The sequence below is a fragment of the Labrys miyagiensis genome, from assembly GCF_030160835.1.
Classification (GTDB): Bacteria; Pseudomonadota; Alphaproteobacteria; order Rhizobiales; family Labraceae; genus Labrys; species Labrys miyagiensis.
In genome coordinates this window covers 648,278-674,360 of record NZ_BSPC01000005.1, presented here as the reverse complement: position 1 = coordinate 674,360, position 26,083 = coordinate 648,278, and the positions used below count along the sequence as shown (strand labels likewise).

General features: G+C 64.9%; 24 protein-coding genes. 12 read left to right on the top strand and 12 right to left on the bottom strand.

Features of this window, described 5'->3' with window-relative positions; translation table 11 throughout:
• Position 1 precedes the first annotated feature (1 nt).
• Positions 2-1,567: a trimethylamine methyltransferase family protein gene (locus tag QQL24_RS03905; protein ID WP_284310563.1), complete on the bottom strand. Its 1,566-nt coding sequence runs from the start codon at positions 1,565-1,567 to the stop codon at positions 2-4.
• 242 nt (positions 1,568-1,809) lie between these two features.
• On the opposite strand from QQL24_RS03905, the gene QQL24_RS03900 reads away from it, so the two are divergent.
• From QQL24_RS03900 to QQL24_RS03890, 3 genes are all read left to right on the top strand, one after another.
• The gene (locus QQL24_RS03900) at positions 1,810-2,970 is read left to right on the top strand and encodes an iron-containing alcohol dehydrogenase (RefSeq protein ID WP_284310562.1); all 1,161 of its coding nucleotides are present in this window, start codon (positions 1,810-1,812) and stop codon (positions 2,968-2,970) included.
• Between the two features lie 93 nt (positions 2,971-3,063).
• The gene (locus QQL24_RS03895) at positions 3,064-4,566 is read left to right on the top strand and encodes an aldehyde dehydrogenase (protein ID WP_284310561.1); all 1,503 of its coding nucleotides are present in this window, start codon (positions 3,064-3,066) and stop codon (positions 4,564-4,566) included.
• A 130-nt stretch (positions 4,567-4,696) separates the two neighbouring features.
• Positions 4,697-5,806 carry a mandelate racemase/muconate lactonizing enzyme family protein gene (locus tag QQL24_RS03890; RefSeq protein WP_284310560.1) on the top strand — a complete coding sequence of 370 codons (1,110 nt, stop codon included), beginning with the start codon at positions 4,697-4,699 and terminating at the stop codon, positions 5,804-5,806.
• A gap of 139 nt (positions 5,807-5,945) precedes the next feature.
• Here QQL24_RS03890 and QQL24_RS03885 read toward each other — a convergent pair whose 3' ends face one another.
• The gene (locus QQL24_RS03885) at positions 5,946-8,765 is read right to left on the bottom strand and encodes a S10 family serine carboxypeptidase-like protein (RefSeq protein ID WP_284310559.1); all 2,820 of its coding nucleotides are present in this window, start codon (positions 8,763-8,765) and stop codon (positions 5,946-5,948) included.
• Between the two features lie 593 nt (positions 8,766-9,358).
• On the opposite strand from QQL24_RS03885, the gene QQL24_RS03880 reads away from it, so the two are divergent.
• Both QQL24_RS03880 and QQL24_RS03875 read left to right on the top strand, forming a co-directional pair.
• Complete coding sequence (locus QQL24_RS03880) at positions 9,359-9,679, top strand: MmcQ/YjbR family DNA-binding protein (RefSeq protein ID WP_284310558.1); 321 nt, start codon at positions 9,359-9,361, stop codon at positions 9,677-9,679.
• Between the two features lie 110 nt (positions 9,680-9,789).
• Positions 9,790-10,614 (top strand): hypothetical protein, encoded by an 825-nt coding sequence (locus QQL24_RS03875; protein WP_284310557.1) that lies wholly within the window; start codon positions 9,790-9,792, stop codon positions 10,612-10,614.
• Positions 10,615-10,827: 213 nt separating this feature from the next.
• Here the strand turns inward: QQL24_RS03875 and QQL24_RS03870 are convergent, their stop codons facing one another.
• Positions 10,828-11,718 (bottom strand): DMT family transporter, encoded by an 891-nt coding sequence (locus QQL24_RS03870; RefSeq protein WP_284310556.1) that lies wholly within the window; start codon positions 11,716-11,718, stop codon positions 10,828-10,830.
• A 183-nt stretch (positions 11,719-11,901) separates the two neighbouring features.
• Between QQL24_RS03870 and QQL24_RS03865 the strand changes: the two genes are divergently transcribed.
• Together QQL24_RS03865 and QQL24_RS03860 are read left to right on the top strand one after the other, a co-directional pair.
• Positions 11,902-12,840, top strand: coding sequence for a LysR substrate-binding domain-containing protein (locus tag QQL24_RS03865; protein ID WP_284310555.1), 939 nt, complete (start codon positions 11,902-11,904; stop codon positions 12,838-12,840).
• A complete protein-coding gene (locus tag QQL24_RS03860; protein ID WP_284310630.1) occupies positions 12,777-14,081 on the top strand; it encodes an MFS transporter in 1,305 nt (434 codons plus the stop codon). Before QQL24_RS03865 ends, QQL24_RS03860 begins: the two co-directional genes overlap by 64 nt.
• Positions 14,082-14,180: 99 nt before the next feature.
• On the opposite strand, the gene glk is transcribed toward QQL24_RS03860, so the two are convergent.
• The 6 genes from glk to QQL24_RS03830 form a co-directional block, all read right to left on the bottom strand.
• Positions 14,181-15,134, bottom strand: a complete 954-nt coding sequence (glk, locus tag QQL24_RS03855) for a glucokinase (RefSeq protein ID WP_284310554.1) — start codon at positions 15,132-15,134, stop codon at positions 14,181-14,183.
• 178 nt (positions 15,135-15,312) lie between these two features.
• Positions 15,313-15,939, bottom strand: coding sequence for a glutathione S-transferase family protein (locus tag QQL24_RS03850; RefSeq protein WP_284310553.1), 627 nt, complete (start codon positions 15,937-15,939; stop codon positions 15,313-15,315).
• Positions 15,940-16,013: 74 nt separating this feature from the next.
• Positions 16,014-17,411, bottom strand: coding sequence for an NAD(P)(+) transhydrogenase (Re/Si-specific) subunit beta (locus QQL24_RS03845; protein ID WP_284310552.1), 1,398 nt, complete (start codon positions 17,409-17,411; stop codon positions 16,014-16,016).
• A gap of 9 nt (positions 17,412-17,420) precedes the next feature.
• Positions 17,421-17,909, bottom strand: a complete 489-nt coding sequence (locus tag QQL24_RS03840) for a proton-translocating transhydrogenase family protein (protein WP_284310551.1) — start codon at positions 17,907-17,909, stop codon at positions 17,421-17,423.
• A 104-nt stretch (positions 17,910-18,013) separates the two neighbouring features.
• Positions 18,014-19,159 carry a Re/Si-specific NAD(P)(+) transhydrogenase subunit alpha gene (locus QQL24_RS03835; protein WP_431310632.1) on the bottom strand — a complete coding sequence of 382 codons (1,146 nt, stop codon included), beginning with the start codon at positions 19,157-19,159 and terminating at the stop codon, positions 18,014-18,016.
• Positions 19,160-19,294: 135 nt separating this feature from the next.
• Positions 19,295-19,582, bottom strand: a complete 288-nt coding sequence (locus QQL24_RS03830; RefSeq protein ID WP_284310550.1) for an aa3-type cytochrome c oxidase subunit IV — start codon at positions 19,580-19,582, stop codon at positions 19,295-19,297.
• A gap of 188 nt (positions 19,583-19,770) precedes the next feature.
• On the opposite strand from QQL24_RS03830, the gene QQL24_RS03825 reads away from it, so the two are divergent.
• Both QQL24_RS03825 and QQL24_RS03820 read left to right on the top strand, forming a co-directional pair.
• Entirely contained in the window at positions 19,771-20,055 is a 285-nt protein-coding gene (locus QQL24_RS03825; protein ID WP_284310549.1) for a CopG family ribbon-helix-helix protein, read from the top strand.
• A gap of 3 nt (positions 20,056-20,058) precedes the next feature.
• Entirely contained in the window at positions 20,059-20,349 is a 291-nt protein-coding gene (locus QQL24_RS03820; protein WP_284310548.1) for a type II toxin-antitoxin system RelE/ParE family toxin, read from the top strand.
• Position 20,350: 1 nt separating this feature from the next.
• Here QQL24_RS03820 and QQL24_RS03815 read toward each other — a convergent pair whose 3' ends face one another.
• Together QQL24_RS03815 and QQL24_RS03810 are read right to left on the bottom strand one after the other, a co-directional pair.
• Entirely contained in the window at positions 20,351-21,883 is a 1,533-nt protein-coding gene (locus tag QQL24_RS03815) for a trimethylamine methyltransferase family protein (RefSeq protein WP_284310547.1), read from the bottom strand.
• A gap of 114 nt (positions 21,884-21,997) precedes the next feature.
• Positions 21,998-22,585 (bottom strand): hypothetical protein, encoded by a 588-nt coding sequence (locus tag QQL24_RS03810; RefSeq protein WP_284310546.1) that lies wholly within the window; start codon positions 22,583-22,585, stop codon positions 21,998-22,000.
• Positions 22,586-22,688: 103 nt separating this feature from the next.
• Between QQL24_RS03810 and leuD the strand changes: the two genes are divergently transcribed.
• From leuD to htpX, 3 genes are all read left to right on the top strand, one after another.
• Positions 22,689-23,294, top strand: a complete 606-nt coding sequence (gene leuD, locus QQL24_RS03805) for a 3-isopropylmalate dehydratase small subunit (protein ID WP_284310545.1) — start codon at positions 22,689-22,691, stop codon at positions 23,292-23,294.
• Between the two features lie 267 nt (positions 23,295-23,561).
• The gene (locus QQL24_RS03800; protein ID WP_284310544.1) at positions 23,562-24,257 is read left to right on the top strand and encodes a L,D-transpeptidase; all 696 of its coding nucleotides are present in this window, start codon (positions 23,562-23,564) and stop codon (positions 24,255-24,257) included.
• 298 nt (positions 24,258-24,555) lie between these two features.
• Complete coding sequence (htpX, locus tag QQL24_RS03795) at positions 24,556-25,476, top strand: zinc metalloprotease HtpX (RefSeq protein ID WP_284310543.1); 921 nt, start codon at positions 24,556-24,558, stop codon at positions 25,474-25,476.
• 22 nt (positions 25,477-25,498) lie between these two features.
• Here htpX and QQL24_RS03790 read toward each other — a convergent pair whose 3' ends face one another.
• The gene (locus QQL24_RS03790; protein WP_284310542.1) at positions 25,499-26,041 is read right to left on the bottom strand and encodes an invasion associated locus B family protein; all 543 of its coding nucleotides are present in this window, start codon (positions 26,039-26,041) and stop codon (positions 25,499-25,501) included.
• Between the last annotated feature and the right edge of the window lie 42 nt (positions 26,042-26,083).

The following is a 26,083-nucleotide window of genomic DNA, read 5'->3' as shown; positions in this document are numbered from 1 at the left end:
ATCAAAAATCCGTCGGCGCGCCGCCTTCTTCCTTGCGCTTGGCGACAAAAGCGGCGAGCTCCTCCCGGATGGCGGGATCCATCGGAGGTTCCTGATAGGCCTCCAGCCGATCCTTGTAGAGCCGGTTGGCGCGGTCATAGGCCGTGGGCGAACCCGCTTCCTGCCAGGTCTCGTAATTGCGCCAGTCCGAGATCATCGGCGCGAAGAAGGCGGTGCGGTAGCGGGCCTGGGTATGGGCGCAGCCGAAGAAATGGCCGCCCGGGCCGACCTCGCGGATAGCGTCGAGCGCCAGTTCGTCGTCATTGACCTGGAACGGCATCAGGAAATTGGTGATCATGTCGAGCAGATCGGCGTCGATCACCATTTTCTCGAAGGAAGCATGGAGGCCGCCTTCCATCCAGCCGGCGCCATGCATCAGCAGGTTCACGCCGCCCATCACGGCGCCCCAGAGCGAGAACACGCTCTCATAGGCGGCCTGGGCGTCGATGGTATTGGCGGCATTGGTGTTGGAGGAGCGGTAGGGCAGGCCATAGCGGCGGGCAAGCTGGCCGCCGACGAGAGCGGCCTTCATCTGCTCGGGCGTGCCGAAGGCGGGCGCGCCGGTCTTCATGTCGACATTCGAGGTGAAGCCGCCATAGGCGAAGGGCGCGCCTGGACGCACTGACTGCGACAGCACCAGCCCGGCCAGCGCCTCGGCATTCTGCTGGGCCACCGCCCCGGCGATAGTGACCGGCGCCATGGCTCCGGCCAGCGTGAACGGCGTGAGCACGGTGAGCTGGTTATGCCGCGCCATCTGGATGACGCCTTCCATCATCGGAATATCGAGACGCAGCGGCGAATTGGAATTGATGATGGTGAAGAGCGAAACCTCGCGATCCAGCGTCTCGCGGTCGATGCCGCGCGCGATCCGCACCAGCTCGAAGGCATCGAGGTTGCGCTCGCGCCCAAGCGAATAGGCATGGACAGGCTTGTCGGACAGGGTCAGCAGGTCATAGAGCGCATCGAGATGGCGCACCGAGGCATGGATGTCGGCGGGCTCCACCGGGTAGCCGCCCCACAGATGCACGGTGTCGAGGGTCTGGCCGAGGCGGATGAGGTTCTGGAAGTCGCGGCGGTTGCCGGGCCGGCGGCCACCATCGCGGTCGGCCACGTTGGGCGCACTCGCCACCGAGCAGAAGGCAAGATGGTCGCCGCCGATGGTGAGGTTCCGGTTCGGATTGCGTGCATGCAGGGTGACGCTCCTGGGGGCGAGGCCGAGCTTCGATTCGACCAGGCCGCGATCGAAGCGCACCCTGTTCGTATCAGGCGCGACATCGGCGCCGGCCGCCTTGAGAATGGCCCTGGCCTCGTCATGCAGTACCTCGATGCCCATCTCCTCCAGGATCTGCATCGACGCGTTATGGATGGCTTCGAGCTGATCCTCGGAGACGGCGTTCACAGCCGGGAAGGGGCGCTTGGGCTGGGGACGATAGACCGGCGCCGAGCTGCCCGCGCGCTGGCGCTCCTCGCGGCCGCGGCGGCGCGGCTTTTCGGTGGTTTCGAGGGAGAGTTCCGGCGGGGTTTCCATGACGGGCGGTTCCTTTTCTCCTGGAAACCTAGCGTGCGCCCGGAGCGTTCGCCATGGCGAAAGGGGGCTATCGCATTTTTGGATTGCCTCATCGAATTAAGGCGCGCCCGGCGCGAAAGGGCTGCGGTTAGAGTTGGCTGGAAATGGTGCTTTCGGGAGGCGGGCCTTCAGACCCGCCTCTTGTGGCAAGCGCCGCGTTTCATGCCGGTCTGAAGACCAGCACCCCAAATACGAGATCCACCATGGCCCGCTACCAGCTCTCCCATCTGCCGCGCATCACCGGCGGCCCCGGCGCTCGTGAATTAGCCGGCGAACTGGCGTCCGCCAGGCTTGGCAAGGGCGCGCAGGTGCTGCTTGTCGCCGATCCCGGCCTGAAGGCTACCGGCCTCATCGACGATGTCGAGGCCTCGCTGAGGAAAGCCGGGCTCGGCGTTTCCGTCTTTTCCGAATTCGCGGGCGACCCCACCATCGTCTCGGCCGATGCCGCCGCGGCGCAGGCCCGGCGCACCAAGGCCAAGGCGGTAGTCTCGCTGGGCGGAGGCTCGGCGCTCGACCTCGGCAAGGTCGTCGCCGCCATCGCCACCACTGCCGCCACGGCGCGCCGCTCGGCTGAAGACTATGCGCTCTGCGCCCGCTCGTTCCCGCGCAAGCGTCTCGTTTCACTCGTCATCCCCACCACGTCGGGCACCGGCTCGGAATGCACCCGCACTGCCATCCTCACCCGCGCCGACAAAGCCAAGGTCTGGCTGTGGGGCGAGGAGCTGAAGCCGGATGAGGTGATCCTGGACCCCGAAACCACGCTATCCCTGCCGCCGGTGCTGACGGCCTGGACCGGCATCGACGCCCTCGTCCATGCGCTGGAAGCCAGCACCAACGGCAATGCGACGCCGGCTAACAATGTCTATGCGCATGAAGCGATCCGCCTCGCCAGCGCCAACCTGGCCGATGCCGTCGGCAAGGGCAGCGACCTCGCCGCCCGCGAGGGCCTGCAGCGCGCCGCCGCGCTCGCCGGTGTCGCCATCGACAATTGCGGCACGGCGGTCGCGCACAATATCGGCCACGCGCTCGGCTCGCTGCGTCCGGTGCAGCACGGCCGCTCGGTGGCGCTCGGCATGATCGCCACCCTCGGCTGGAACATCGAGGGTGATGATGGACGCTTCACCGCCGCCGCCCGGGCCATGGGCCTGAAATCGGCCGCCGACCTCCCCGCTGCCTTCGACCGGCTGGTGCGCTCGATCGGCATCAAGGTCTCGCTCGCCGACGAGTTCGCGGGCATTACCCCCACGCGCCTCGCCGACCAGATGAGCCGGCCGGAGAACGCGGCGATGCGGGCTTCCAACCGCCGTACCATCGAGGATGCCGACCTGCTGCGCTTCGCCGAGTGCGTGCTGACGCAGGCCTAGCTGGGACCGCCGGCTTTCCAGCCGGCTCCTCCCTTGTCGTAGAACTCAACGTTTCCAAGAGCGGACAAGATGTCCGCGCTCCCAGGATCTCCAATGCTCGACAAATCCCCCACCCGCTCCGACTGGGAAGCCAAGGCCGCCGCGCTCAAGGCGGAAGGCCGCGCCTTCATCGATGGCGCCTACGTCCCCGCCCGCTCCGGCGCCACCTTCGCCAAGACCTCGCCCATCGACGGGCGCGTCATCGCCGAAGTCGCCGATTGCGGTGCCGAGGACATCGAGGCCGCCGTCAAGGCCGCGCGCGCCGCCTTCGAGGACGGCCGCTGGCGCCACAAGGCTCCGGCCGAGAAAAAGCGCATCCTGCTGCGATTCGCCGAGTTGATCCGCGCCGATCTCGAGCACCTGGCCCTGCTCGAAACCCTCGATGTCGGCAAGGTGATCGGCAATTCGTTGGCCGTCGACGTGCCGTTCTGCGCCGACTGCATCCAGTATTACGCCGAGTTCGCCGACAAGAGCTTCGATGAAGTGGCGCCCACCGGCCCGAACGACCTCGCCATCGTGCGCCGCGAGCCGCTCGGCGTGATCGGTGCCATCGTGCCCTGGAACTACCCGCTGATCATCACCGCCTGGAAGATCGGCCCGGCGCTGGTGGCCGGCAACTCCGTGGTGCTGAAGCCCGCCGAACAGTCGCCGCTCTCGGCCCTGCGCCTCGGCGAGTTGGCGAAGCAGGCGGGCCTGCCGGACGGCGTGCTCAATGTCGTGCCCGGCTTCGGCGAGAAGGCCGGCAAGCCGCTCGCTCTCCATGCCGATGTCGACATGATCTCCTTCACCGGCTCCACCGAGGTCGGCAAGCTGATGATGCGCTATGCCGGCGAGAGCAATCTGAAGCGCGTGGCGCTCGAATGCGGCGGCAAGAGCCCGCATGTCGTGCTCGCCGACGCCGATCTCGACGCCGCCGCCTCCGGCATCGCCTGGGGCATCTACTACAACCAGGGCGAAACCTGCCATGCCGGCTCGCGCGTGATCGCCCATGCCTCGATCAAGGATGCGCTGGTCAGGAAGATCGGCGAGGTCGCCGCCCAGCAGATCCCGCTCGGCCATCCGCTCGATCCCGCCGCCCAGATGGGCGCACTGGTCGAGAAGGGCCATATGGAGCGCGTGCTCAATTATATCGGCATCGGCACCAGCGAGGGCGCCGTTGTTGCGCAGGGTGGGAAGCGCGTGATGGAGGAGATCGGCGGCTATTATGTCGAGGCCACTATCCTCGACGGCGTCAGGCCTGAGCACCGTGTGGCGCGCGAGGAGATCTTCGGTCCGGTGGTGGTGGTGACCAGCTTCGAGGACGAAGCCGAGGCGCTGAAGATCGCCAATGATTCGATCTACGGCCTCGCCGCCGCGGTGTGGACCAGGGACATGGGCGCCGCCCATCGCTTCACGCGCGATTTGCGTGCCGGTACGGTATGGGTGAACTGCTTCGACAAGTCTTCGCTGGCGACACCCTTCGGTGGCTTCCGGCAATCGGGCTTCGGGCGGGATCGCTCGCCGCATGCCATCGAGAAGTACATGGATTTCAAGACGGTCTGGACGGCTTACGCGTAAGACGTCATCCCGGAGGCGGTGCGGCACGCAGTAACGCCTCGCAGATCCGGGATCGCCATCAGGATTAATCGGCACACGGTCCCGGATAGCGCTTCGCGCTTCCGGGATGACGCAACACCCAGGATCCCCCATGAAAATCACCGGCATCGAGATCACTCACCACCGCCTGCCCCTCGACCCGCCCTTCCACGCGAGCTGGGATTCCAAGCCGCGCACCTCCTTCGACGCCACCATCGTGCGCGTCACCACCGACGAGGGCGTCACAGGCTATGGTTCGGGCGACACCATGACGGGCTTTGCCGGCCATGAACGCTTATTCATCGGCGAGGATCCGATGGCGATCGAGCGCCATTACCGCATCCTCTCCAACATCCAGTTCCATTACGGCCGCTGCTGGCCGCTCGACCTGGCGCTGTGGGACCTTGCCGGCAAGATCACGGGACAGCCGGTGTGGAAGCTGCTCGGCGGCCTCTCCAACAAGGTGGCCGCCTATGCCTCCTCCGGCACGCTACGCAAGCCCGAGGAGCTCGCCGAGGCCGCCGAGGCCTATCTCGGCCAGGGCTTCAAGGCGCTGAAGATCCGCTTCCATCGCGGCGACTGGCGCGCCGACATCAAGGCGCTCGAAGCCGTGCGCGGGCGCGTCGGACACAAGCTCGACTTGATGGTCGACTGCAACCAGGGCTGGCGGATGTCCTGGGACGCCTACGCGCCCTGGTCGCTCAAGGACGCCGTGCCGGTGGCGCGCGAACTCGAACGCCTCGGCGTCTACTGGATGGAGGAGCCGCTGCACCGTTCCGACCGCGAGGGCATGCGGCGCCTGCGCGAAATGGTCGATGTGCGCATCGCCGGCGGCGAGATGACGCGCGAGCTCTACGAGTTCCGCGACCTCATCCGCGACGGCTGCCTCGACGTGCTGCAGCCCGATGCCGCGCTGGTGGGCGGCATCACCGGCCTGCGCCGCGTCGCCGCCATGGCGCATGAGAACAATCTCGTGTTCACGCCGCATACCTGGACCAACGGCATGGGTGTGGCCGCCAATGTCCACCTCACCGCCGGCCTTGCCGATGCACCCTTCGTGGAATTCCCCTACGACCCCCCGGAATGGAGCCTGCCGCGCCGCGACTTCATGATGACCGAGCCGCTCGCCGTTGGCAGCGACGGCATGATCACGCTGAGCGATGCGCCCGGCATGGGCTATGCGCTGGACGAGAAGGTGCTGGAAAAGACGCGGATCGGGTGATCCTGGGAGCGCAGGGATTCCTGCCTGCTCCTCCCATCCCCATGCGCCCCAGTTCCAAAAGCAGGCAAGGATGCCTGCGATCCCAGGATTTATCGCCCCGGCGTCGCTGTCGACGGGGCGATAAGTGCAGGCAGCAACCTCACGCCCTCTTGCCTCGGCGTGGCGCGGAACGTGGCAAGGCTGCGGCGGCCAAGGCAGGCTCGGCAACTGCTCCCGCTGCCGCAACGACCTCGGCCGATGCGGGCACGGCGCCGAACAGCTTGGCCAGGCGGTCCCCGATCGGGGCGCCGAGGCCGGTGCAGGGATCGGGTCCGATACGCGCACGGTAGAAGCCGTTATCGCCACTGACGATATCGGCGAAGCAGGTCTGGTTCAGCCAGAGCTTCGGCGTCACGAGGCCGAGCCTGGTGCCGAAGCTGGCGAACAGGCCGGCATAGAGCGGCGCCACGGCGCTGGTGCCCCCCAACGGAACCGACGCGCCGTGCACGAAGAGCTGATAGCCGGTGAAGGGATCGGCATTGCCGGCGACATCGGGAACCATGCGACCCGGGCCCTGTGGCGCGCCCGCCTGCCAGGGCTGCGGCGGGAAGATCGTGGAGAAGCCGCCGCCCGTGCCGTTTCCGTTGGGGCTGCCAGGGTCGTTGTTCCACACCGTCTCCGCCTGGGGCGTCTTCGTGGTGCCTCCGCAGCCGATCACGAAGGGAGAGGAGGAGGGCAGATCGACATTGGCCGGGGTCGGGCCGCCATCCGACGAATCATTGTCGCCGGAAGCCGCGAAGACGATCATGCCGCCGGAAGAGGCGGCCTTCGCCGCAGCGTTGAGGTTGCCTGCGTAGTCGACGCCCGCCTGCTGACCTGCCGCTTGCCAGTTGGCCTCATCCGATCCCCAGGAGATCGAACAGATATCGCAGCCATCCGCCGACGCCGCCGAGATCGCGGCGGCAATGGCACCCATGTCGGTCCCATCGACCCAGTAGACGCGGATCGATGCCGGCTGTCCGGTCGCGAGCGTATAGGCGGCGGCGGCAATCTCGATGTCCATCGTCACTTCGACGTCGGGATCCGCGGCATCGCCTTCGTGCTGGCCGGGGCTGTTTCCCGGCCCGCTGATCACGACATCCTTCAGTGTGGGCGAAGGCTTGCCGATCGACCGGAAGAACGCCTCGATGTCGCTTGTCACATAGCCACCGTCGAGTTCGATAATGGCGATCACCCCGCCCCCCTTCAGCCCGGACGGCCATGAATAGGCTCGGCAGAGGTCAGGAAGGGTCCAGGAGGTGGCGCTCGGCGCGGCCCTCATGGTCAGCCTGCCACTGCCCTGTTCCTGCCGCTTGAAATAAGGCCGGAGATGTCGGCGGGCGGCCTCACGCGAGGACGCGAGCAAGCTGGCAAATCTGGCGCGCGTTGCGAATTGCATGGTGACGCCGTCATAGAGCGTGGTCAGATCCGCCTTCATCTGCGCGCGTGAGGCGCCGTCGAGATAGATCATGTGTCCCGAGGGGTAGTCGCGGATCGTCAGATTGGCGCGCGCCTTCGGGTCGGCGAGCGGCATGGCATCGAGCGTGAGCCTGGTCTGGAAGAAGGGCGTCACGCCGTCGAAATAGCCATTGGCGGAGAAGACCTTCAGATCCGGATTGGCGGCCATGGCCGCGGCGAGATCGCCGGCCGTGTAGACGACCGGATTGCCGCTCGCATCCTTGCCGCCTTTCTGGGCCCGGGTGGGATCGATATGAGAGAAGTCCCAGTTCGCGTAGGCCTGGTCGTTGAGGTCGACGAAGTTGGACGTAGAGGTGAATTGGAGGTCATTGTTGAGATAGACGTTCCACATCGAGGTATAGACGCCCGAGACCGCCGTCATGGTGGGATCGTTGGAGCCCGAAGCCGGATCGACGATGGCCGAGATGCCGGTGTCGATGGCTTTGACCCGTCCGTCATAGATGCCGAGCGCCAGCCCCTGGTCCTGCAGCAGCGCCACCAGGAATGACGATGTGATGCCGTTGTTGGCCTCGACATTCAGCGCCCAGGAGTCGAGCATGACCGGGGAAATGCCGAGCATTTCGCTGAGCGTCTGCGTCGTCGCCGGATCGCTCTTGGGGAAGGCTGCGAGCGCCTGGGCATAAGGGCCCTGGGCGAAGGCGATGACTTGCGTCATGAAGCTCGGCAGGTCGGCCGGTCGCGGCGAGACGGTTGTCTTCTGGTGCCACCAGGCATCGGCGGCGAAGGTCGGCAGCAGGCCGATGGGGTTGGAAAAAGTCGGCGGGTAGTCGAGCACGCTCGATTGCAGCACGATGCCGTTCAGGTCGATGCCATCCTCATGCAGCATCCAGGCGAGAACGCAGGAGCGCGCCGTGCCGTAGGACTCGCCGAACAGGAAGCGCGGCGAGTTCCAGCGGCCGAACGCCGTCAAATATCGCTTGATGAACTGCTTGATCGAGCGGGCGTCCTGGTCCACCCCCCAGAAATCGCGATTCTTGGCCGGCGCGATGGCGGCCGAATAGCCGGTACCGATGGGGTTGATGTAGACGAGGTCGGTGCGGTCGAGCAGGCTGTCGGGGTTATCCTCCATCCGGTAGGGCGGCGGCGGCGTGAAGCCGGGCATGTCGGTATGGATGCGCCGCGGTGAGAAGGACCCCAAGAGCAGGAACACGGCGGAGGAACCCGGCCCGCCATTGTAGAAGAACGTGACCGGCCGCGTGCTCGGATCCATCCCGTCTGCGGTGAAGGAAACATAGAAGAACTTTGCGTTTGGCTTCGAGGAGGACGGATCGACCGCCACGAGATGGCCCGCGCGAGCCGTATAGGCGATGGTCTTGCCGCCGATGATCGCTGAATGATGGGTGATCGCGGCGCTTTCCGACGTATCCGTTACGTTGTCGTCGGGGCCAGCACCATAGGCCGTGGTATCGAGGACGGGAACGTCGGTCGGTGCGGCTTCCTGGTTTGAGGCGGCAATCGACATGAGATCCTCCTGGAAGGTTGAATATGTTGAAGCCCCCCGGCCGATGATCGCTGTCGTAAGTTCCTCGCTAGGTCTGGTCTTGCGAATTCGTGTCCCTGGATCCGATCGGAAAAAAGAACGAGCGTTAAGACTTGTTTCCGCCGCTAAGTTTTACTGGCAGGTTCGACGCGCAACCAGAGTATATCATCCCGTCTCTGCGAGACTGACACAACATCGTAAAAACAAGTGTTGCGTACGCATTCAATGGTCGTGAACTAACCATCATCGCGATCTTGTTCATTATAAACAATTTTACAAGTCCCCGCCAGCAGAAGCATCCATGGGCCGTTGACATACGTTGACGTACAATCAGGATAACAAACGGTATTATTTCTCGCACCACGAGGGGGGTGTCAGACAGTCGCCTAAGCCAGGCATCGATCGGCCATCTTGAACGGGCCGGGCGCTTTGCGGGCCCAGGGCGGGAGATACTCCATGCTAAAGTGTTTTGCGATTTGACGAACTCGGCAAGAATCGCAAAGACGCGTCGAAACAAAGAGCGAGAGCAAAGCAGCGTTTACGCTTGAACGCGCTTTGCTCTAGGGAGGGCGAATATGACCAGCGCCGAGGATCTGCGTCGTCTCGCTTTGGGCCTGTCCGGCACCAGCGAAGCCCCGCATTTCGACCGCATCGCCTTCAAGGCCGTGCGCATCTATGCCACGCTCGCGCCGGACAGGCTGAGCGCCAACCTCAAATTCACGCCGGAGGAGCAGGAATTCAAATGCCTGCTCGCCCCCGAAGCCTTCAAACCCATCCCCAACGCCTGGGGCCGCCAGGGCTGGACGGTGGCAGTCCTGTCGGCGCTGTCGGAGGAAGAATTGCGGGCCGCCCTGGAGATGGCCTGGAAGCACGGAACAGTGAAGAAGAAGCGCTGAACGGCGGCAACGCGAACCTGCATCGTTGCTCAACACTTACTTCACTTGCCGATGGGGCAGGCTCGTGCGAGGAGGAAGCCGTTGTCCATCGAAGGTTCCTGATATCGTCCATGTCCATCGGCGCCGTGTTTTTCCAGGCTTGGACCTTGTTCAGGCGTCGTTTCGTCCTGCTGCTCCTGCTCGGGCTGCTGCAGGGCGCGAGCCTGTTCCTGGGCGTGTTCTGGCGCGATCTCTACTACAATTTCGGCGTCTACGAGATCGGCAGCGTTCTCCCCTATCTGGCGTCGCGGCCCTATGCGAACGAGGTCATGCTGGCTGCCGGCTTCGTCCTTCTGCTGTTCGCCGGCACCGCCATGGCCCTGCTGACCCGTCAGCGGTCGCCAGGATCGACGGGTGCGTTCTGGCGGCTCATGATGCGGCGCTTCCCGCCAGTCCTGATCGCGAGCGCGCTCTGTTTCGGTTTGATCGGCCTGGTCTTCTATGGCTGGTTCCGGCTTGCTCTCGAGATCTTGCGCGGCCCCTTCTCCCAGATGATCCTGATCGGCGTCACCGGAGCGACGGCGCTCATGCTGATCGCCTTCGCCAGTCTCGTCTTCGTCACGCTGCCCGCTGCGGCGCTCGAAGCAGGCGGGCCACTGCAGGCCCTCCGCCGAAGCCTCACTCTCACCGCAGGTCAGCGTTGGCGTCTGGGCGCCATCATGTTGATCCTGCTCGCCGGCCTGGTGCTCATGCTGATTCTGGGCGTCGCGGGGCTGCAGACATCGGCGATCGCAGCCCTTGGCCTCGAGCCGATGCAATACGGCTTGATGGTCATAGGCTTTCTCCTCTCCCTCTTCCTGCTCATCCTCACCCTGGTCATCGCCGCCGCCTATCACCAGATGGTGCGCCTGAAGGATGGCGTGCGCGCCGAGGATGTCGGGGTGGTGTTCGAATAGTGCGGAAAGGCCTGGAGCGTTTTGCGACTTAACGGAACCGGCAAGAATCGCAAAGACGCGTTAAAATAAGGAGTTAGAGCAATGGGTGTTTACGTGTAAACGCGCTTTGTTCTAGAGCAAAATGCGTTCAGGCAGGACCGGACCCAAAGCTTAACTCGTTGGTATCAAACGTATTTTGCGATTCTTGGTGATTCGATCTGAAAATAAAACGCCCTAGGCCATCCTCAACCGCTGCGCCCGCGCCTCCCACCAGACGAGGCCGAGGCTGGCGGCGACGATCAGCGCCGCGCCGGCGAAGACATGCGGCTTGGGGACGTCCTGCCAGAGCAGATAGCCGTAGATGAAGGCCCAGACGAGGCCCGTATATTCCACCGGCGCGATGGCCGAGGCGGGGGCGTAGCGATAGCCCTCATAGAGCAGATATTGCGCGATGCCGGAGAGGAGGCCGAGGCCGAGCATCAAGCCCCAGCCGGTAAGATCGGGCGTCTTCCAGACGAAAGGAAGCGCGGCGCCACACACCACCACGAACAGGCCGGCGGTCGCGATCATCTGGTTGGCCGTGCTCTCGCTGCGGTTGATCAGACGGATCAGCACCGTGCTCCAGGCCCAGCAGAAGGCGGCGAACAGGACCATGGCGGCAGGCAGGAAATCGGCGCGGCCGGAGGGGTCCGCCGCCACGATGACACCGACGAAGCCAGCGCTGACGGCGCACCAGCGCACCAGCGACACCTTCTCCTTCAGGATCAGGATCGAAAGCACCACGCCCATCACCGGCGCGCCGAAATACATCGTCGTGAGGTCGGCAAGCCCGAGATAGCGCGAGGCGTTGTAGAAGCTGAGCCAGGCCACCAGCAACAGGAAGGCGCGGGTGGTCAGCGCCCATTTGTTCCGGCTCTTCCAGATCGGCGGCTGGCCCTGACGGTGGGCGATCGCCACCCCCACGAACACGATGATGATCGAGCGCAGGAAAAGGATCTGCGGCACCTCGTAGCTCTGCACCAGCCACTTCACCGTGGCGTCCTGGATGGAGAACAGGCAATAACCCGCCGCCGCCAGCGCGATGCCGGTCAGAGGGCGTGTATCGGAAGGGGAAGCGGGGGGCATGGGAGGGAAACAAACTTGTAAGGCAATATTCCATGCCTACGCCTCCATGGTTAAAAAAGTTTCTTGCATGCGCCATTTGCCGCTTCGTTCATGTCGCGTTCAAGCTAGGGCGAATATGCGGGAACGGGATGATGCGGCAGACGATGATCCGGCCGTGGCGCCGGGCAGGGTAGGATTTCCGACATGGACAGGCGCTGGCTGCCGCTGAACGCGTTGCGCGCTTTCGAGGCGGTCGGGCGCCAGGGCAGCTTTACCGCGGCCGCACAGAGCTTGCTTGTCTCCCAGAGCGCTGTTAGCCGCCATGTCATCGGCCTGGAAGACTTCCTCGGCGTGCCGCTGTTCGACCGCAAGCCCCCGCAGCCGGCGCTGACGGAGGCTGGCAAGCGCCTGCTACCGGTGGTGGAGAAGGCCTTCGCGCGCATCGACACCACGCTGGAGGAGATCATGCGCGAGCGCGGCGAGCCGCAGCGTTCCCTCCGCGTGCTCCTGCCGACCACCTTCGCCCAGCGCCTCGCCGTGCCGATCCTGCGCAATTTCCGCGCCGAATTCCCCGACCTCAAGCTCGACATCGATTCGCGCCCGGTGCCCGGCAATGCCGAGCGCGAGGCCGACATCGCCGTGATCTACACCCCTCCCCGCGTGGCGCCCCAGGTGCTCGACCTCCTGTGGATGGTGAAGCTCACCATCCTCTGCCATCCCGAGGTGGCGGCGAAGGCCAGGGAGACGGATATCGCGGCCTTCCTCGCTGCCAACGACCTCCTGCATGTAAAGCTCGATGCCCGCTCGCCGGCCTTCCTGTGGGAGAATTTTGCGAGGGCCGCCCACGTCAGCGTCGGCCCGCTTGACCGGGGCCTCGTCTTCGACACCGCCCAGCTCGCCGTGCAATACGCGCTCTCAGGCGCCGGCCTCGCTTTGGTCGATCCCGTGCTTTTCGAGGAGGAGATCCGCGCCGGCAGGCTGGTGCGGCCCTACGACATCCATGTCGATGACGGCTATGGCTATTACCTCTCCATCCATCCCGACGATCTCGACCGGCCAGAGATCGCCCTCTTCCGCTCCTGGCTGATCCGCCGTTTTTCGCGTCCGCCCGCCATCAGCGAACCGCCGCAACAGGCGATGTAGAACGAAAAGCCCCAGCCCGCCTGATTTCACCTCGCCCGAAAGCCCCTCCCTTGCGTTCCCCCTACGCTTCCATCGCTGCCCTGCTGGTCTCCGTCGCTGGCGTGCTGGCCGGCAATGGCGTGCTCACCACCCTCCTGCCGGTGCGGGCCGAGCTCGAGCATTTCCCTGCGCTCGCCATCAGCCTGATGGGTTCGGCCTATTTCGGCGGCATGCTGACAGGTGCCATCCTGACGCCGCGGCTGGTGCAGCGCTTCGGCCACATCAAGGCCTTCGGGCTCTCCTCGTTCTGCGGCGCGCTGATGATCCTCGCCGCCGGCACCTTCGTGGAACCGCATGCCTGGGTCTGCATCGGCTTCCTGCGCGGCTTCTTCCTCGCCGGCATCTACGCCATTGTCGAGAGCTATCTGCAGGGCAAGGCCGAGAACCGTATCCGCGGCCGGCTGCTCGGCCTCTATTCGATCACCCAATATGGCGGCTGGGCCATCGGCAACCAGTTCATGCGGCTGGGCGATCCGCACGCCTTCACCATCTTCGGCATCGCGGCGGCAGTATTGACCGTGTTCCTTTCGCCGCTCCTGCTGATCAAGGATGGGCGGCCGCCGAAGGACTCGCCCCGGCCGAGCATGCGCCTGCTCTGGCTGCTCAAGACCACGCCGGTCGGCTTCGTCTGCGCGGGGCTGATCGGTTTCGCCAACGGGCCGTTCTGGTCGCTCACCCCGGTCTACGCCACCAAGCTCGGCATGGATGGCGTGCAGACGGGCACGCTCGTCTCGGCCATCACCATCGGCTCGGCCGCCTTCCAGTTCCCGGTCGGCCGCCTCTCCGACGCCTTCGACCGGCGCAAGGTGCTGATCGGCCTGTGCATCCTCACGGCCCTGTTCGAGGTCGGCATCTATTGGAGCGGTGCCCGCCTGATCGGCTGGCCCTTCGTGGCGGTCGGCTTCATCATCGGCGGCACCATCTCGACCCAATATTATGTGAGCTCGGCCTTCACCAACGACATCACCGGCCGCGACAACGTCGTGGGCGTCGCCTCGGCCTTGCTCTTCCTCTACTGCATCGGCGCCGTGCTCGGCCCGGTGACGGCCTATTACATCATGCGTTGGCTGGGGGATTCGGCACTCTACCTCCACAATGCCGGCATCCATGTCGCGATGGCGGTGTTCGTGATGCTGCGGGTGCTGAGGAGCCCGGGGATGGAGAAGGTCGCTGGGAGCGCGGACGTCCTCGCCCGCTCTTGAACCGCCAGCCTATTCAAAAAGGGCGCGACCAGAGGTTAGCGCGCCCTTTCTCTGACGAGACGCTTCCAAGAGCGGACGAGGACGTCCGCGCTCCCAGCATCACCAATGCGCCGCGACGGCCGCGCAGCCGATCAGGCCGGGCGTGGGATGCGTGATCAGGCGCGTCGGGATCTGCGCCAGGAACTTCTCCAGTGGCGCCTTGGCTTCGAAGGCATGGCGGAAGGCCTGCTTGTCCATCAGGGCCGAGAGCTTCTGCACCACGCCGCCATAGAGGAAGACGCCGCCCTTGGCCGCGAACATCAGGGCGACGTCGCCGGAGAAGCGGGCGAGATAGTCGAAGAACAGGTGGGCAGCCTCCACGGCGGTGGCGTCCGTGCCCGCCACGGCGCTGGTGCCGATATCGGCGGCGCTACGCTCCCGGGGGTGGCCCGCCAATTCGTTGAGGGCGGCGTCGATGCGCTGCAGGCCGGGGCCGGAGAGCACATGCTCGCCGGAGACGCGGCCGATCTTGCGGCGGATGAGTTCATGCGCCTTGGCCCATTGGCCGTCCGGCACGCCGATCTCAGCATGGCCGCCTTCCGACGGCACGGCCACCCAGCGCGAGCCGCCGCGCACCAGCGCGCCGACGCCGAGTCCCGTGCCCGGCCCAAGCACCGCCATGTTGCCGCCCGAGGTGTAGGCCTGCACCTCGCCGATCGTGGTGGTGTCGCTGTCGGCAAGATGCGGCAAGGCGTGGGCCACCGCCTCGAAATCGTTGATCACGTCGAACCGGGCGAAGCGCAGCGCCGCCGCCAGCTTCGGCGGGTTGAACAGCCAGCTCTGGCGGTTGGTCGGGCCGACCATATCACCCGCCACCGGTCCGGCAATGGCGACGACGCCGGCATTGGGCCGCTCGCCGACCTCGGTGACATAGGCCTCGATGGCATCCTGGAAGGTCGGGAAGTGCTCGTTCTCGTAATGCCGCTCGCTGCGGTAATCCGTCCGCCCCTTGTTGACGAGGGCGAACCGGCTGTTGGTGCCGCCGATATCGCCGAGCAAGGTCACATCTGTCATAGGTGTTCCCGTCTTCTTGGTGGTTGCTGCGAAGGTGACGTGTCGGGACGAAATTGGCAAGCGCGCTTACTTGCCTCGCCCACATACTCGCCAGCTTCCGTCGAGCAAAACCAGCCTCCCCAAAGCCCTTTGAACAACGTCTAACAGCTTTCTGCTCCAACCCAAGAATTATGTCGGATTATTCAGAACTCTGTTCATGGCGCCGCCAGGTCTCACCGATCACAGGATGCGCCAAGATCGCCTGCCGCAGCGTCCGGAAGACCGGTAGGTCCTGGGCAGGTTCATGCCAGTCGGCGAGCATCGCCGCATAGGCGTCGACGATGGTCGGCGTTTCGCCGAACAGGAACGGCCCCCTCATCGCGCCGGCGACAATGGCAAAGATACGATCGGACTCCCGGCTCGCCGCGGCGCGAACGGCCTCGATCCCCGCCTCGCTCGCATCGGCCGTGAAGCGGTCGGCATAGTAATAGCGCAGGGCCGCCGGATAGCCGGCAACGGCGAGGAACATCAGCCAGCGCAGCGCCGTGCCACGCTCCGAGGAACCGGCGGGCGGCAGCAGACCCGCGCCCGGGCGCGCCTCATCGATCGCCAACACGATGGCAGCCGTCTCGGCCAACACGGTCCCGCAAGGCATGATGGCCACCGGGACCTGAGCCGCCGGATTGAGCGCGAGGAAATCCGGCTCATGCTGGCTGCTCTTCTTTTCGACCAGGATCGCCTCGGGCTCGATGCCAGCCCAGGCGAAGGCGATCGCGGTCACCAGCGATCCGGTCTGGGGGCGCCAATAGTGCCGCCACTTGGTCATCTTGGTCTCATCCTTTGCTTGGGGTGGGGCAAAAATTTTATTCTGGAGATTCGTGCAGGCCCCCCTTCGCGCCCTCACAGTCCCTTGAGGATCTCTTCCACCATCTTCTTGGCATCGCCGAACAGCATCATGGTGTTGTCGCGGAAGAAGAGCTCGTTCTCCACGCCCGCATAGCCCGAGCCCATGCCGCGCTTGATAAAGAGCACGGTCTTGGCCTTCTCGACATCGAGGATGGGCATCCCGAAGATCGGCGAGGCCGGATCGGTCTTGGCGGCCGGGTTGGTCACGTCATTGGCGCCGATGACGAAGGCAACGTCCGCCTGGCCGAACTCGGCATTGATATCCTCGAGCTCGAACACCTCGTCATAAGGCACGTTGGCCTCGGCCAGCAGCACGTTCATATGGCCGGGCATGCGGCCCGCGACGGGGTGGATGGCATAGGCGACGTCGACGCCCTCGGCCTTGAGCCGGTCACCCATCTCGCGCAGAGCGTGCTGGGCCTGCGCCACCGCCATGCCGTAGCCGGGCACGATGATGACCTTGGAGGCGTTCTTCATGATGAAGGCGGCATCCTCGGCCGAGCCCTGCTTCACCGGCCGGGTTTCCGGCCCCTTGGCCGCGCCGGCCACCGCATCGCCGCCGAAACCACCGAGGATCACCGAGATGAAGGAGCGGTTCATGCCCTTGCACATGATGTAGGACAGGATCGCACCGGAAGAGCCGACCAGCGCGCCGGTGATGATCAGCGCCAGATTGCCGAGCGTGAAGCCGATGCCCGCCGCCGCCCAGCCCGAATAGGAGTTGAGCATGGAGACGACCACCGGCATGTCGGCGCCGCCGATCGGGATGATGATCAGGCCGCCGAGCAGGAGCGCCGTCAGCACGATCAGCCAGAAGAAGGCATGCACCTCGGTGACCACGAAGGCGATGATCAGCAGCACCAGCAGCGCGGCGACGGCGGCATTGATGATGTGCCGGCTCGGCAGCAGGATCGGTGCGCCCGACATGTTGCCGTTGAGCTTGGCGAAGGCGATGATTGAGCCGGTGAAGGTGATGGCGCCGATGGCCACACCCAGCGACATCTCGACCAGCGAGCCATGCTCGATGGCCCCGGCCTCGCCGATGCCGAAGGCGGCGGGCGCGTAGAGCGCGCCGGCGGCGACGAACACCGCGGCAAGGCCGACGCCGGAATGGAAGGCGGCGACGAGCTGGGGCATCGCCGTCATGGCGACGCGGCGCGCCACCACGGCGCCGATGCCGCCGCCAATGGCGATGCCGAGAACGACGAGCAGCCAACCCGGCCAGTCGGAAGGCGGCGCCACCGCGAGCGTGGTAAGGATGGCCACGCCCATGCCGATCATGCCGAAGCGGTTGCCCTGGCGCGAGGAGGCGGGCGAGGACAGACCGCGCAGCGCCAGGATGAACAGCACGCCGGCGACGAGATAGAGGAGCTGGGTCAGGTTGACGGACATATCAGAGCCTCACTGCGCCGCAGGCGGGGCGATCCCGTCCTGAGCGGCGGGCTTGGGCTTTTCCTTCGGCCGGTACATCGCCAGCATGCGCTCGGTGACCAGGAAGCCGCCGAAGATGTTGATGGAGGCAAGGATCAGGGCAATGAAGCCGAAGCCGCGCGCCCACCAGGAGCCACCCTCTCCAGCCACCGACACGCCGACGGAAAGCAGGGCGCCCACCACGATCACCGAGGAAATGGCGTTGGTCACCGACATCAGCGGCGTGTGCAGCGCGGGAGTGACGGACCAGACCACGTAATAGCCCACGAAGATCGCCAGCACGAAGATGGCGAAGCGGAAGACGAAGGGATCGATCGCCCCCCCGCTCGCCGCATGGGCCGCCGCGCCGATGGTGGTGGCGATCTGGTCGGCATAGGAATGGGCGAGATCGGCCGCCTGCCGGGCGCCTTCGGCGGCAGCATTGGCCTTGTCGAGCAGTTCCTGCGGCGTATCGGCCATGACGATCTCCCGGAATTTGGGGGGCGGGTCTTCAGACCCGCCTCTTTGAAAACGCAACACTGGTGAAAGTGGCGGACCAGGCGGGTCTGAAGACCCGCCCCCCGCTAGCCCACCGGCAGCTGGAACATCGGATGCACGATGGCGCCGTCGCGGGTCAGGAGCGTCGCCTTGACCAGCTCGTCGTCCCAGTTCGGCGCCAGCACCTTCTCCTTCCTGTCGACCAGCGTCTCGACAAAGGCCAGGAGATTGCGGGCATAGAGCGAGGAGGCGGAAGCGGCGAGGCGCCCGGGCACGTTGAGATGGCCGATGATCTTCACGCCATTGGCGGTGGTGACGACCTCGCCCGCCTTGGCGCCCTCGACATTGCCGCCCCGCTCGACGGCGAGATCCACCAGCACCGAGCCCGGCTTCAGGCTCTCCACCATGGCTGATGAAACCAGGTGCGGCGCCGGCCGGCCCGGGATCAGGGCGGTGGTGATGACCACGTCCTGCTTCTTGATATGCTCGGCAACGAGAGCCGCCTGCTTGGCCTGGTACTCCGCCGACATCGGCTTGGCATAGCCGGCCGCCGTCTCGGCCTGCCTGAACTCCTCATCCTCCACCGCCACGAATTTGGCGCCGAGCGAGGCGACCTGCTCCTTGGCGGCGGGACGGACATCGGTGGCGGTGACGATGGCGCCGAGGCGCCGGGCGGTGGCGATGGCCTGCAGGCCGGCGACGCCGGCGCCCATCACGAAGACCTTGGCGGCCGGCACCGTGCCCGCCGCCGTCATCATCATCGGAAAGGCACGGCCGAATTCGGCTGAGGCGTCGATCACCGCCCGATAGCCGGCAAGATTGGCCTGCGAGGAAAGCACGTCCATCACCTGGGCGCGGGTGATGCGCGGCATCAGTTCCATGGCGAAGGCGGCAACGCCGGTCCGCGCCACGACCTCGAGCGCCTCCTGCTGGCCATAGGGATCCATGATCGCCAGCACCAGCGCACCGGCGGGATAGGCGCCGAGCTCCTCGGCCGCGGGACGGCGGACCTTGAGGACGATCGCAGCGCCGTGCAGGGCCTCGGCGTTTGAAGCGGCAATCGTGGCGCCAGCCTCCCGGTAGTCGGCATCGGTAATTCCGGAGGCGAGGCCGGCGCCAGCGGCCACCGTAACCGTGGCGCCGAGGGCGATCAGCTTCTTCACGGTATCGGGCGTGGCGCCGACGCGGGGCTCGCCGGGATCGACTTCTTTGGGTACGGCTATGCCGATCATGGTCGCTCCTCGACGGGGGCATAAGGAGGCACAGAACATTCGCCCGGCGAAGGCCGGTCGAGCCAGGCTCCCTGAAATGGGAGCGGAGAGGGTTTACCCTCTCTGATCACGGAAGATGGCCGCCGCGGCAGGATCTCAATGGGTGAGAAGCAGTAGGGACAGGAGCTGGAGCACCACCACCAGAGCGCCGGGCTTCCAGCTCCAGCTCTTCACGGCCAAGCCCAGGATGTTGGCAATCGTCGAAACGATCAGAAGGACGGAGGCGATGCCCCAGTGATTGGTCGTGCCGCCGATGCCCAGCGTGACGACGATGCCGAGCACCCAGGCCATACCGATCGCGGACAGGCGCAGGAAGCCTTCATAGGTGCCCTTGTGATCGGAAAAATCGTGCGCGGTCATCGCTTCTTGATGTGCTTCGGCCATTTTCATCCCCAAACTTGGATAACGGCCTTTAGCGCGAAGTGCCCTTGCGCGCAATGCGGCGAATTGTGGGCGTGGCGTAATCCTCAGCCGATGAGCAGGGTTTCGGGACGCACGCGTTCGGGCGAGGCATTGACAGCAGCGCAATTCCTCACTACATTGCACTACAATAAACTACGAGAGTAATTTCTATGTCCACGGTCCCCTTCTCCCTACGTCTCAATCCCGATGTCAAAGAACGGCTGGATACGGAAGCTAAACGTATCGATCGTTCATCGTCTTGGCTTGCGACGCAGGCGATTGAAGCCATGCTCGACGCTCGGACAGCCAAGGAAGAAGCTATCCGCTTGGCCCTTATCGAAGCTGAGAAGGGCGAGTTCATTTCAAGCGAGGCGATGCATCGCTGGATCGATTCATGGGGAACCGAGAACGAGCTTCCCGAGCCAGAGATCGATATCTTCCCATCTCGATCCTAAACCATGAGGATCATCTATCTGCCGAGCACGAAAGCGGATCTGCGTTGGTTCCGGCAATACTATACCCGGCATTTTCCAGAGGGGCAGAAAAGGGCGAGAGAGCATTACTACGCTGCCGTAATCATGCTCTCAGAAAATCCCTATAGTGGCAAAGCCATTGAAATGGGGGAGGCTCGAGAGCTAGCGATCCCTCGAACACCTTTTTCGCTCGTTTACGCAATACGCAATGGCCAAATAGAGATTATTCGTCTCTGGGATGGCCGTGCGGACCGCTCCTTTCTGGATATTCGATAGCTCAATACCAAGCGTCCGGCACCTCGGCCTTTTTCCGTGCCACGAAATCTGTCAGCGCCTCGCGCTTGTCCTGCTCCATCGGCGGCGCCTCATAGGCTTCCAGCATGGCCTTCCACTTGCGATTGGCGCGCTTGACGATGTCGTGACTGCCCTCCTCGCTCCATTGCTCAAAGGAATTGTTGTCCGAGAGAGGGAAGTCGTAGAAAGCGGTCTCGTAGTTGCGCATGGTGTGGGCGCTGCCGAGGAAATGCTTGCCGGGGCCGACCTCGTGGAAGCCATCGAGGGCGAAGGCGTTCTCGTCCACCGGCATGCCCCGCGCCAAGGTGTGGAAGGCGCCGAGCTGGTCGGCATCCATCACGAATTTCTCATAGGACATGGCGAGCGCGCCCTCGGCCCAGCCGGCCGAATGCAGGATGAAATGGGCGCCGGCGAGGAAGGCCGGCCACATCGAATTGGCGCTCTCATAGGCGGCCTGCGCATCCGGGATCTTGGAAGCGCAGAGATTGCCGCCGCAGCGCAAGGGCACGCCGAGGCGGCGAGCGAGCGCACCGATGCCGAGATAGCCGAGCGCCGGCTCCGGCGTGCCGAACGTCGGTGCGCCGGATTTCAGCGACATCGATGACAGGAAATTGCCGAGAATCGCCGGCGCGCCCGGACGTTCCAGCTGGGTCAGCGCAACGCACATCATCGCCTCGGCAAAGCACTGGGCAAGCGCGCCGGCTGTCGTCACCGGGCCCATGGCGCCGCCGAGGATGAAGGGCACGCAGACCGCCGCCTGGTTCGCGCGCGCATAGGTGCGTATCACGCGCGAGGCCTCGCCATCGAGCACGAGGGGCGAGTTGGTGTTGACATTGCCGAGGATGACGCAATTGGCGTCGACGAAATCGGCCCCGAACAACACCCGGCACATCTCGATGGAATCGGAAGCGCGCGGCGCGGTGGTCACCGAGCCCATGAAGCCCTTGTCGGAGAGGGTCATGTGGGCCAGCACCATGTCGAAATGGCGCTTGTTGACGGGCACGTCTACCGGTTCGCACACCGTGCCGCCGGAATGGTGCAGCCAAGGCGTCATATAGGCCAGTTTCACGAAATTGCCGAAATCCTCAAGCGTGCCATAGCGCCGGCCGCGATCGGCATCGGTGACGAAGGGCGAGCCGTAGGCGGGCGAGAACACGGTGTTGGCGCCGCCAATCACCACCGAGCGCTCGGGATTGCGGGCATGCTGCATGAAGCTCGCCGGGCAGGTCCGCTGGATGATCGAGCGGATCAGCCCGCGCGGCGGCCGGATGCGCCAGCCGTCCGTCTCGGCGCCCGCTGCCTTGAAGAGGTCGACCGCCTCCTGGTCGCCGCGGATCTCGAAGCCGACCTCCTCCAGGATACGGTCGGCATGCTCCTCGATCAGCGCCAGCGCTTCCTCGGAGAGGATCTCATAGGGCGGGATCTTGCGGGTGATATAGGGCGGCGCCACCGGGCCGCTGCGCGCCCCACGCCGGCCTGATCGAGAGCGCCTTGCCTCCGCCACTGCTTCCATCATCGTCCCGCTCCCTGCTGTTTCGAGCGATGCTAGCGGGAAGGCAGGCTCTCAAAGACTGAAAGCAGACATTGGCTGTCCCAGAGGCGACAAATGCTGGGAGCGCGGACATCACAGCTAATGCACCGGCGAGATGATCGTCACCGAATGATCGAGCGAGAGGCGGCGGATGGCGAGTTCGGCGTCCATGACATTGTCCATGCCGGCGAGCACCGTCTCCGCTTCGTCGCCCCTGGCCTCGTGGCGCACTTCCAGCGTGCCGAAGCCGCGCTCGATGCTCTTGCGCTCGACGCCGAGGATGGAGCGGGCGGACAGTGTTTCCTCCACCCCGTTGCGGATGGAAATCAGCACCAGCCGGCGGTCGGTGATCAGTACCACGCGGTCCTTGGCGCGGAGATAGGCGGCATAGGGCGCGCTGATCAGATAGACGCCGAAGATGCAGGCCGGCAGCGCCAGCAGGCTGAACAGCAGCGGCAGCACCACCGAACCGCCATTGGCGATGGCCTGCCAGGCCGCGGAGAGACAGGCCCAGGCGATCGGCAGGCTCAGCACTGCGATCAGAGCGCCGGCGCCGAAGGTGGAGATGGCGTTGCGCGCGGCCTCGCGAGGGTCGGGCGTGGTGACGTAGACGATGGGTTCGGCCGGAGCCAGGGCCTTCACCGTCGCGCGGCGCGCCGCCTCACTGAGCCGTAACAGACCAGACATGGTGCCTTCTCGGTTCTCTCACGCCCAAATTACTTGTCACCCGGAACAGCAAGCCATAAAAGACCGGGCAATAAAAGCTTCAGTTCGAAACGGTTCTCAGCCAATGGACAAATTTACGACGCTCACCGGTGTTGCCGCGCCCCTGGAGATCACGAACGTAGACACGGACATGATCATCCCCAAGCAATATCTCAAGACCATCAAGCGCACGGGATTGGGCGCCGGGCTGTTTTCCGAGATGCGCTTCAACGACGACGGCAGCGAGAACGCGGATTTCGTGCTGAACAAGCCTTCCTATCGCCAAGCCAAGATCCTGGTGGCCGGCGATAATTTCGGCTGCGGCTCCTCACGCGAGCATGCGCCCTGGGCCCTGCTCGATTTCGGCATCCGCTGTGTGATCTCCACCTCCTTCGCCGATATCTTCTACAACAACTGCTTCAACAACGGCATCCTGCCGATCGTCGTTTCGCCGGACGATCTCGAAAAGTTGTTCGATGATGCCAAGCGCGGCGCCAACGCCACGCTGACGGTGGACCTCGAGGCCCAGGAGATTCATGGGCCGGATGGCGGCACGGTCAAGTTCGACATCGATCCCGCCCGCAAGAACAAGCTGCTCAAGGGGCTCGACGACATCGGCGTGACCATGGAGAAGACGCCGCACATCGCCTCCTTCGAGCAGAAGACGGCTGCGGCGCGCCCCTGGATCTGAGGGTGCCGCTCGAAAGCCCGCGTGACCTGTTCATGACCCCGCGATCCCGGCCCTGGAACGGACCGGGCTGGCGGCGGCCATGCAACCTGCGGCTGCTGGACAGGCGGAACTCTTTCAAATTGTTTGGGTTGACGTTGCGAAAAAGTTGGTGCCGGCGATTTCCTAACGAAGCTATTGCCCGGGATAACCAGCTATTAACCCTGATAAGCTCTACTCGCCCCGAAATTTGCCCGAATTGATACTGATTCCTGGCTTGGAAGGTCTGTGATGCCCGATTTGTCCCGCCGCCTGTTCGTGCTCGGCGCTCCTCTCCTTCTCGCCAGCTGCGCCTCGTCCCGCCGCCTGTCGGCGGACGCCTTCTTCGACGGCTGGGGCGGCAGCGACTATAACTACCGCGCCATCTATGCCGGCGGCGAGGACAATGGCTATCCGGTGCCGGCGATCGACCTGGGGCAGATCGATCCCGCCTTCTACCGCCGCGAGGTCTCGGATCCGACCGGCGAAGCGCCCGGAACCATCGTGATCGACCCCAACAACCACTATCTCTACCATGTGCATGAGGGTGGTCTTGCCACCCGCTACGGCGTCGGCGTGGGTCGCGAGGGCTTCGGCTGGCACGGCAACGCCACCGTCAAGCGCAAATCGGTCTGGCCGACCTGGACGCCCCCCTCCGACATGGTGAAGCGCGATTCCGAGGCCGCCAAATATGCCGACGGCATGCCCGGCGGCCCCGGCAATCCGCTGGGCGCCCGCGCCATGTATCTGTTCCAGGGCAATCGCGACACGCTCTATCGCCTGCACGGCACGATCGACCCCACGTCGATCGGCAAGTCGATGTCCTCGGGCTGCATCCGCCTGCTCAACCAGGACATCATCCACCTCTACAACAACACGCCTGTGGGCACCCATGTGGTGGTGCTGCCCTCCAACGATCCGGGCGACGAGGTCGACGCTGCGATGTGAGGCGCAGCGCCTGTTTCGAGAGCCTGACTGAAAAGAGCGGCGATATCGGAAAAGGCGCCGGTACTGCCGTCATTGCGAGCGCAGCGAAGCAATCCAAGGGCCGAAGGGTGATGCCAATGGCCCTGGATTGCTTCGTTGCGCTCGCAATGACGAATTACAGCTCGTCTCCCACACACACTCGCGAATAGAGACCCGAGCCGCCGCCGTTCCTCCACATGACAAAGCTTTCATGCGGCGGCCTCTTGCATAGGCTATGGTGGAGTTCCGATCTTATCGCCGGAGAAACGGGACTCCTTCGATGCATTACGCACGCACGGCCATCCTCCTTGCCGGCATGACCGCCTTGTTCATGGCGATCGGCCTGGTTCTGGGCGGCAAAACCGGCATGATCATCGCGCTGGCGATCGCCATCGCCACCAATATCTTCGCCTATTGGCGCTCGGGCGACATGGTGCTGTCGATGTATGGCGCCCGCGAAGTCGACGCGCGCAGCGAGCCGGAGCTCTACCAGCTCACGGCGGGACTGGCGCGCAATGCCGGCCTGCCCATGCCCAGGCTCTACATCATCGACGATCCGCAACCGAACGCCTTTGCCACGGGCCGCGACCCGGCCAATGCCGCCGTGGCCGTGAACAGCGGCCTGCTGCAGATGCTCTCGCGCGAGGAGGCGGCGGGCGTGATCGCCCATGAGCTCGCCCATATCAAGCATCGCGATACGCTGCTGATGACGGTGACGGCGACGCTGGCCGGTGCCATCTCGATGCTCGCCAATTTCGGCATGTTCTTTTCTTCAGGCCGCGATCGTGAAGGCCCCGGCCCGATCGCCAGCATCGCGATCGCCATCCTGGCGCCGCTCGCCGCCATGATCGTGCAGATGGCGATCTCGCGCTCGCGCGAATATGAGGCCGACCGCCTCGGCGCCGAGATCAGCGGCAATCCGCGCGCCCTCGCCTCGGCCCTGGTGCGCATTCACGATGCCGCGCAGCACATTCCCAACGAGGCGGCCGAGGCCAACCCCGCCACGGCCCATATGTTCATCATCAACCCGCTCTCAGGCCGGGCGATGGACAACCTGTTCTCCACCCACCCCGATACGGGCAACCGCATCGCCGCGCTGGAGGCGATCGCCCAGCGCATGGGCACCCCGCCGAAACGTAAGGGCGGGTTCGTCGAGGGTATCGGGCTGGACGACCTGAAGCCACGCGGGCCGTGGGGGTAACTGGGAGCGCGGACTTCCAGCCCTACTGGATCTTCGCGAAGGCGTCGGCGAAGCCCTGCAGCGGCAGGGAGATCGTCATGTCCTTATGCTGCATGTTCTGGAAGACCGTCTTCAGCTGCTGGCCGCTCTTCATCTGGGCGAGCAGTCCGGCATCGAGAGGCATGCCGACATAGCAGCCCGAGGCGTCGCAGGTCTGGATCGGGTAGCTCAGAGCCTGGCCGTCATCGACCTGCAGCTTGAGCTGGGCCGGCAGGAAGAGGCCGAGCGGTATCTGTACCAGCAGCGCGGGGGCGCGGGTGTCGTTCGGCACGCGCACCGAGAAGGCCACCACGAGCTGGCCGGTGTTGTTCATCACCGCGCTCTCGTCGACGGCGCAATCGGGCGATCCCTGACGGGAGGTCGAGGCGCAGCGCACGGCCCATCCCCCGCCGGGCGGCGGAGCTGGCGCGGGGGCCGCGGCGGCCGGCTTGGCCGCATCGGTGGACTGGGCCAGGGCCGTGCCGGCGCCGAGGGAGGCGCAAAGCAGGGCCGCAACGGCCAGGGTTTCGACAAGACGGTGTTTCATGGGCGTTCCCAGTTCTCGTGCAGATGGATATGCAACAGCGCG

What these genes read in the sequence shown, in the direction of transcription:
- QQL24_RS03905 (WP_284310563.1), bottom strand. Translation starts at nt 1,567, where the DNA reads ATGGAAACCCCGCCGGAACTCTCCCTCGAAACCACCGAAAAGCCGCGC.
- QQL24_RS03900 (WP_284310562.1), top strand. Translation starts at nt 1,810, where the DNA reads ATGGCCCGCTACCAGCTCTCCCATCTGCCGCGCATCACCGGCGGCCCC.
- QQL24_RS03895 (WP_284310561.1), top strand. Translation starts at nt 3,064, where the DNA reads ATGCTCGACAAATCCCCCACCCGCTCCGACTGGGAAGCCAAGGCCGCC.
- QQL24_RS03890 (WP_284310560.1), top strand. Translation starts at nt 4,697, where the DNA reads ATGAAAATCACCGGCATCGAGATCACTCACCACCGCCTGCCCCTCGAC.
- QQL24_RS03885 (WP_284310559.1), bottom strand. Translation starts at nt 8,765, where the DNA reads ATGTCGATTGCCGCCTCAAACCAGGAAGCCGCACCGACCGACGTTCCC.
- QQL24_RS03880 (WP_284310558.1), top strand. Translation starts at nt 9,359, where the DNA reads ATGACCAGCGCCGAGGATCTGCGTCGTCTCGCTTTGGGCCTGTCCGGC.
- QQL24_RS03875 (WP_284310557.1), top strand. Translation starts at nt 9,790, where the DNA reads ATGTCCATCGGCGCCGTGTTTTTCCAGGCTTGGACCTTGTTCAGGCGT.
- QQL24_RS03870 (WP_284310556.1), bottom strand. Translation starts at nt 11,718, where the DNA reads ATGCCCCCCGCTTCCCCTTCCGATACACGCCCTCTGACCGGCATCGCG.
- QQL24_RS03865 (WP_284310555.1), top strand. Translation starts at nt 11,902, where the DNA reads ATGGACAGGCGCTGGCTGCCGCTGAACGCGTTGCGCGCTTTCGAGGCG.
- glk (WP_284310554.1), bottom strand. Translation starts at nt 15,134, where the DNA reads ATGACAGATGTGACCTTGCTCGGCGATATCGGCGGCACCAACAGCCGG.
- QQL24_RS03850 (WP_284310553.1), bottom strand. Translation starts at nt 15,939, where the DNA reads ATGACCAAGTGGCGGCACTATTGGCGCCCCCAGACCGGATCGCTGGTG.
- QQL24_RS03845 (WP_284310552.1), bottom strand. Translation starts at nt 17,411, where the DNA reads ATGTCCGTCAACCTGACCCAGCTCCTCTATCTCGTCGCCGGCGTGCTG.
- QQL24_RS03840 (WP_284310551.1), bottom strand. Translation starts at nt 17,909, where the DNA reads ATGGCCGATACGCCGCAGGAACTGCTCGACAAGGCCAATGCTGCCGCC.
- QQL24_RS03835 (WP_431310632.1), bottom strand. Translation starts at nt 19,159, where the DNA reads ATGATCGGCATAGCCGTACCCAAAGAAGTCGATCCCGGCGAGCCCCGC.
- QQL24_RS03830 (WP_284310550.1), bottom strand. Translation starts at nt 19,582, where the DNA reads ATGGCCGAAGCACATCAAGAAGCGATGACCGCGCACGATTTTTCCGAT.
- QQL24_RS03825 (WP_284310549.1), top strand. Translation starts at nt 19,771, where the DNA reads ATGTCCACGGTCCCCTTCTCCCTACGTCTCAATCCCGATGTCAAAGAA.
- QQL24_RS03820 (WP_284310548.1), top strand. Translation starts at nt 20,059, where the DNA reads ATGAGGATCATCTATCTGCCGAGCACGAAAGCGGATCTGCGTTGGTTC.
- QQL24_RS03815 (WP_284310547.1), bottom strand. Translation starts at nt 21,883, where the DNA reads ATGATGGAAGCAGTGGCGGAGGCAAGGCGCTCTCGATCAGGCCGGCGT.
- QQL24_RS03810 (WP_284310546.1), bottom strand. Translation starts at nt 22,585, where the DNA reads ATGTCTGGTCTGTTACGGCTCAGTGAGGCGGCGCGCCGCGCGACGGTG.
- leuD (WP_284310545.1), top strand. Translation starts at nt 22,689, where the DNA reads ATGGACAAATTTACGACGCTCACCGGTGTTGCCGCGCCCCTGGAGATC.
- QQL24_RS03800 (WP_284310544.1), top strand. Translation starts at nt 23,562, where the DNA reads ATGCCCGATTTGTCCCGCCGCCTGTTCGTGCTCGGCGCTCCTCTCCTT.
- htpX (WP_284310543.1), top strand. Translation starts at nt 24,556, where the DNA reads ATGCATTACGCACGCACGGCCATCCTCCTTGCCGGCATGACCGCCTTG.
- QQL24_RS03790 (WP_284310542.1), bottom strand. Translation starts at nt 26,041, where the DNA reads ATGAAACACCGTCTTGTCGAAACCCTGGCCGTTGCGGCCCTGCTTTGC.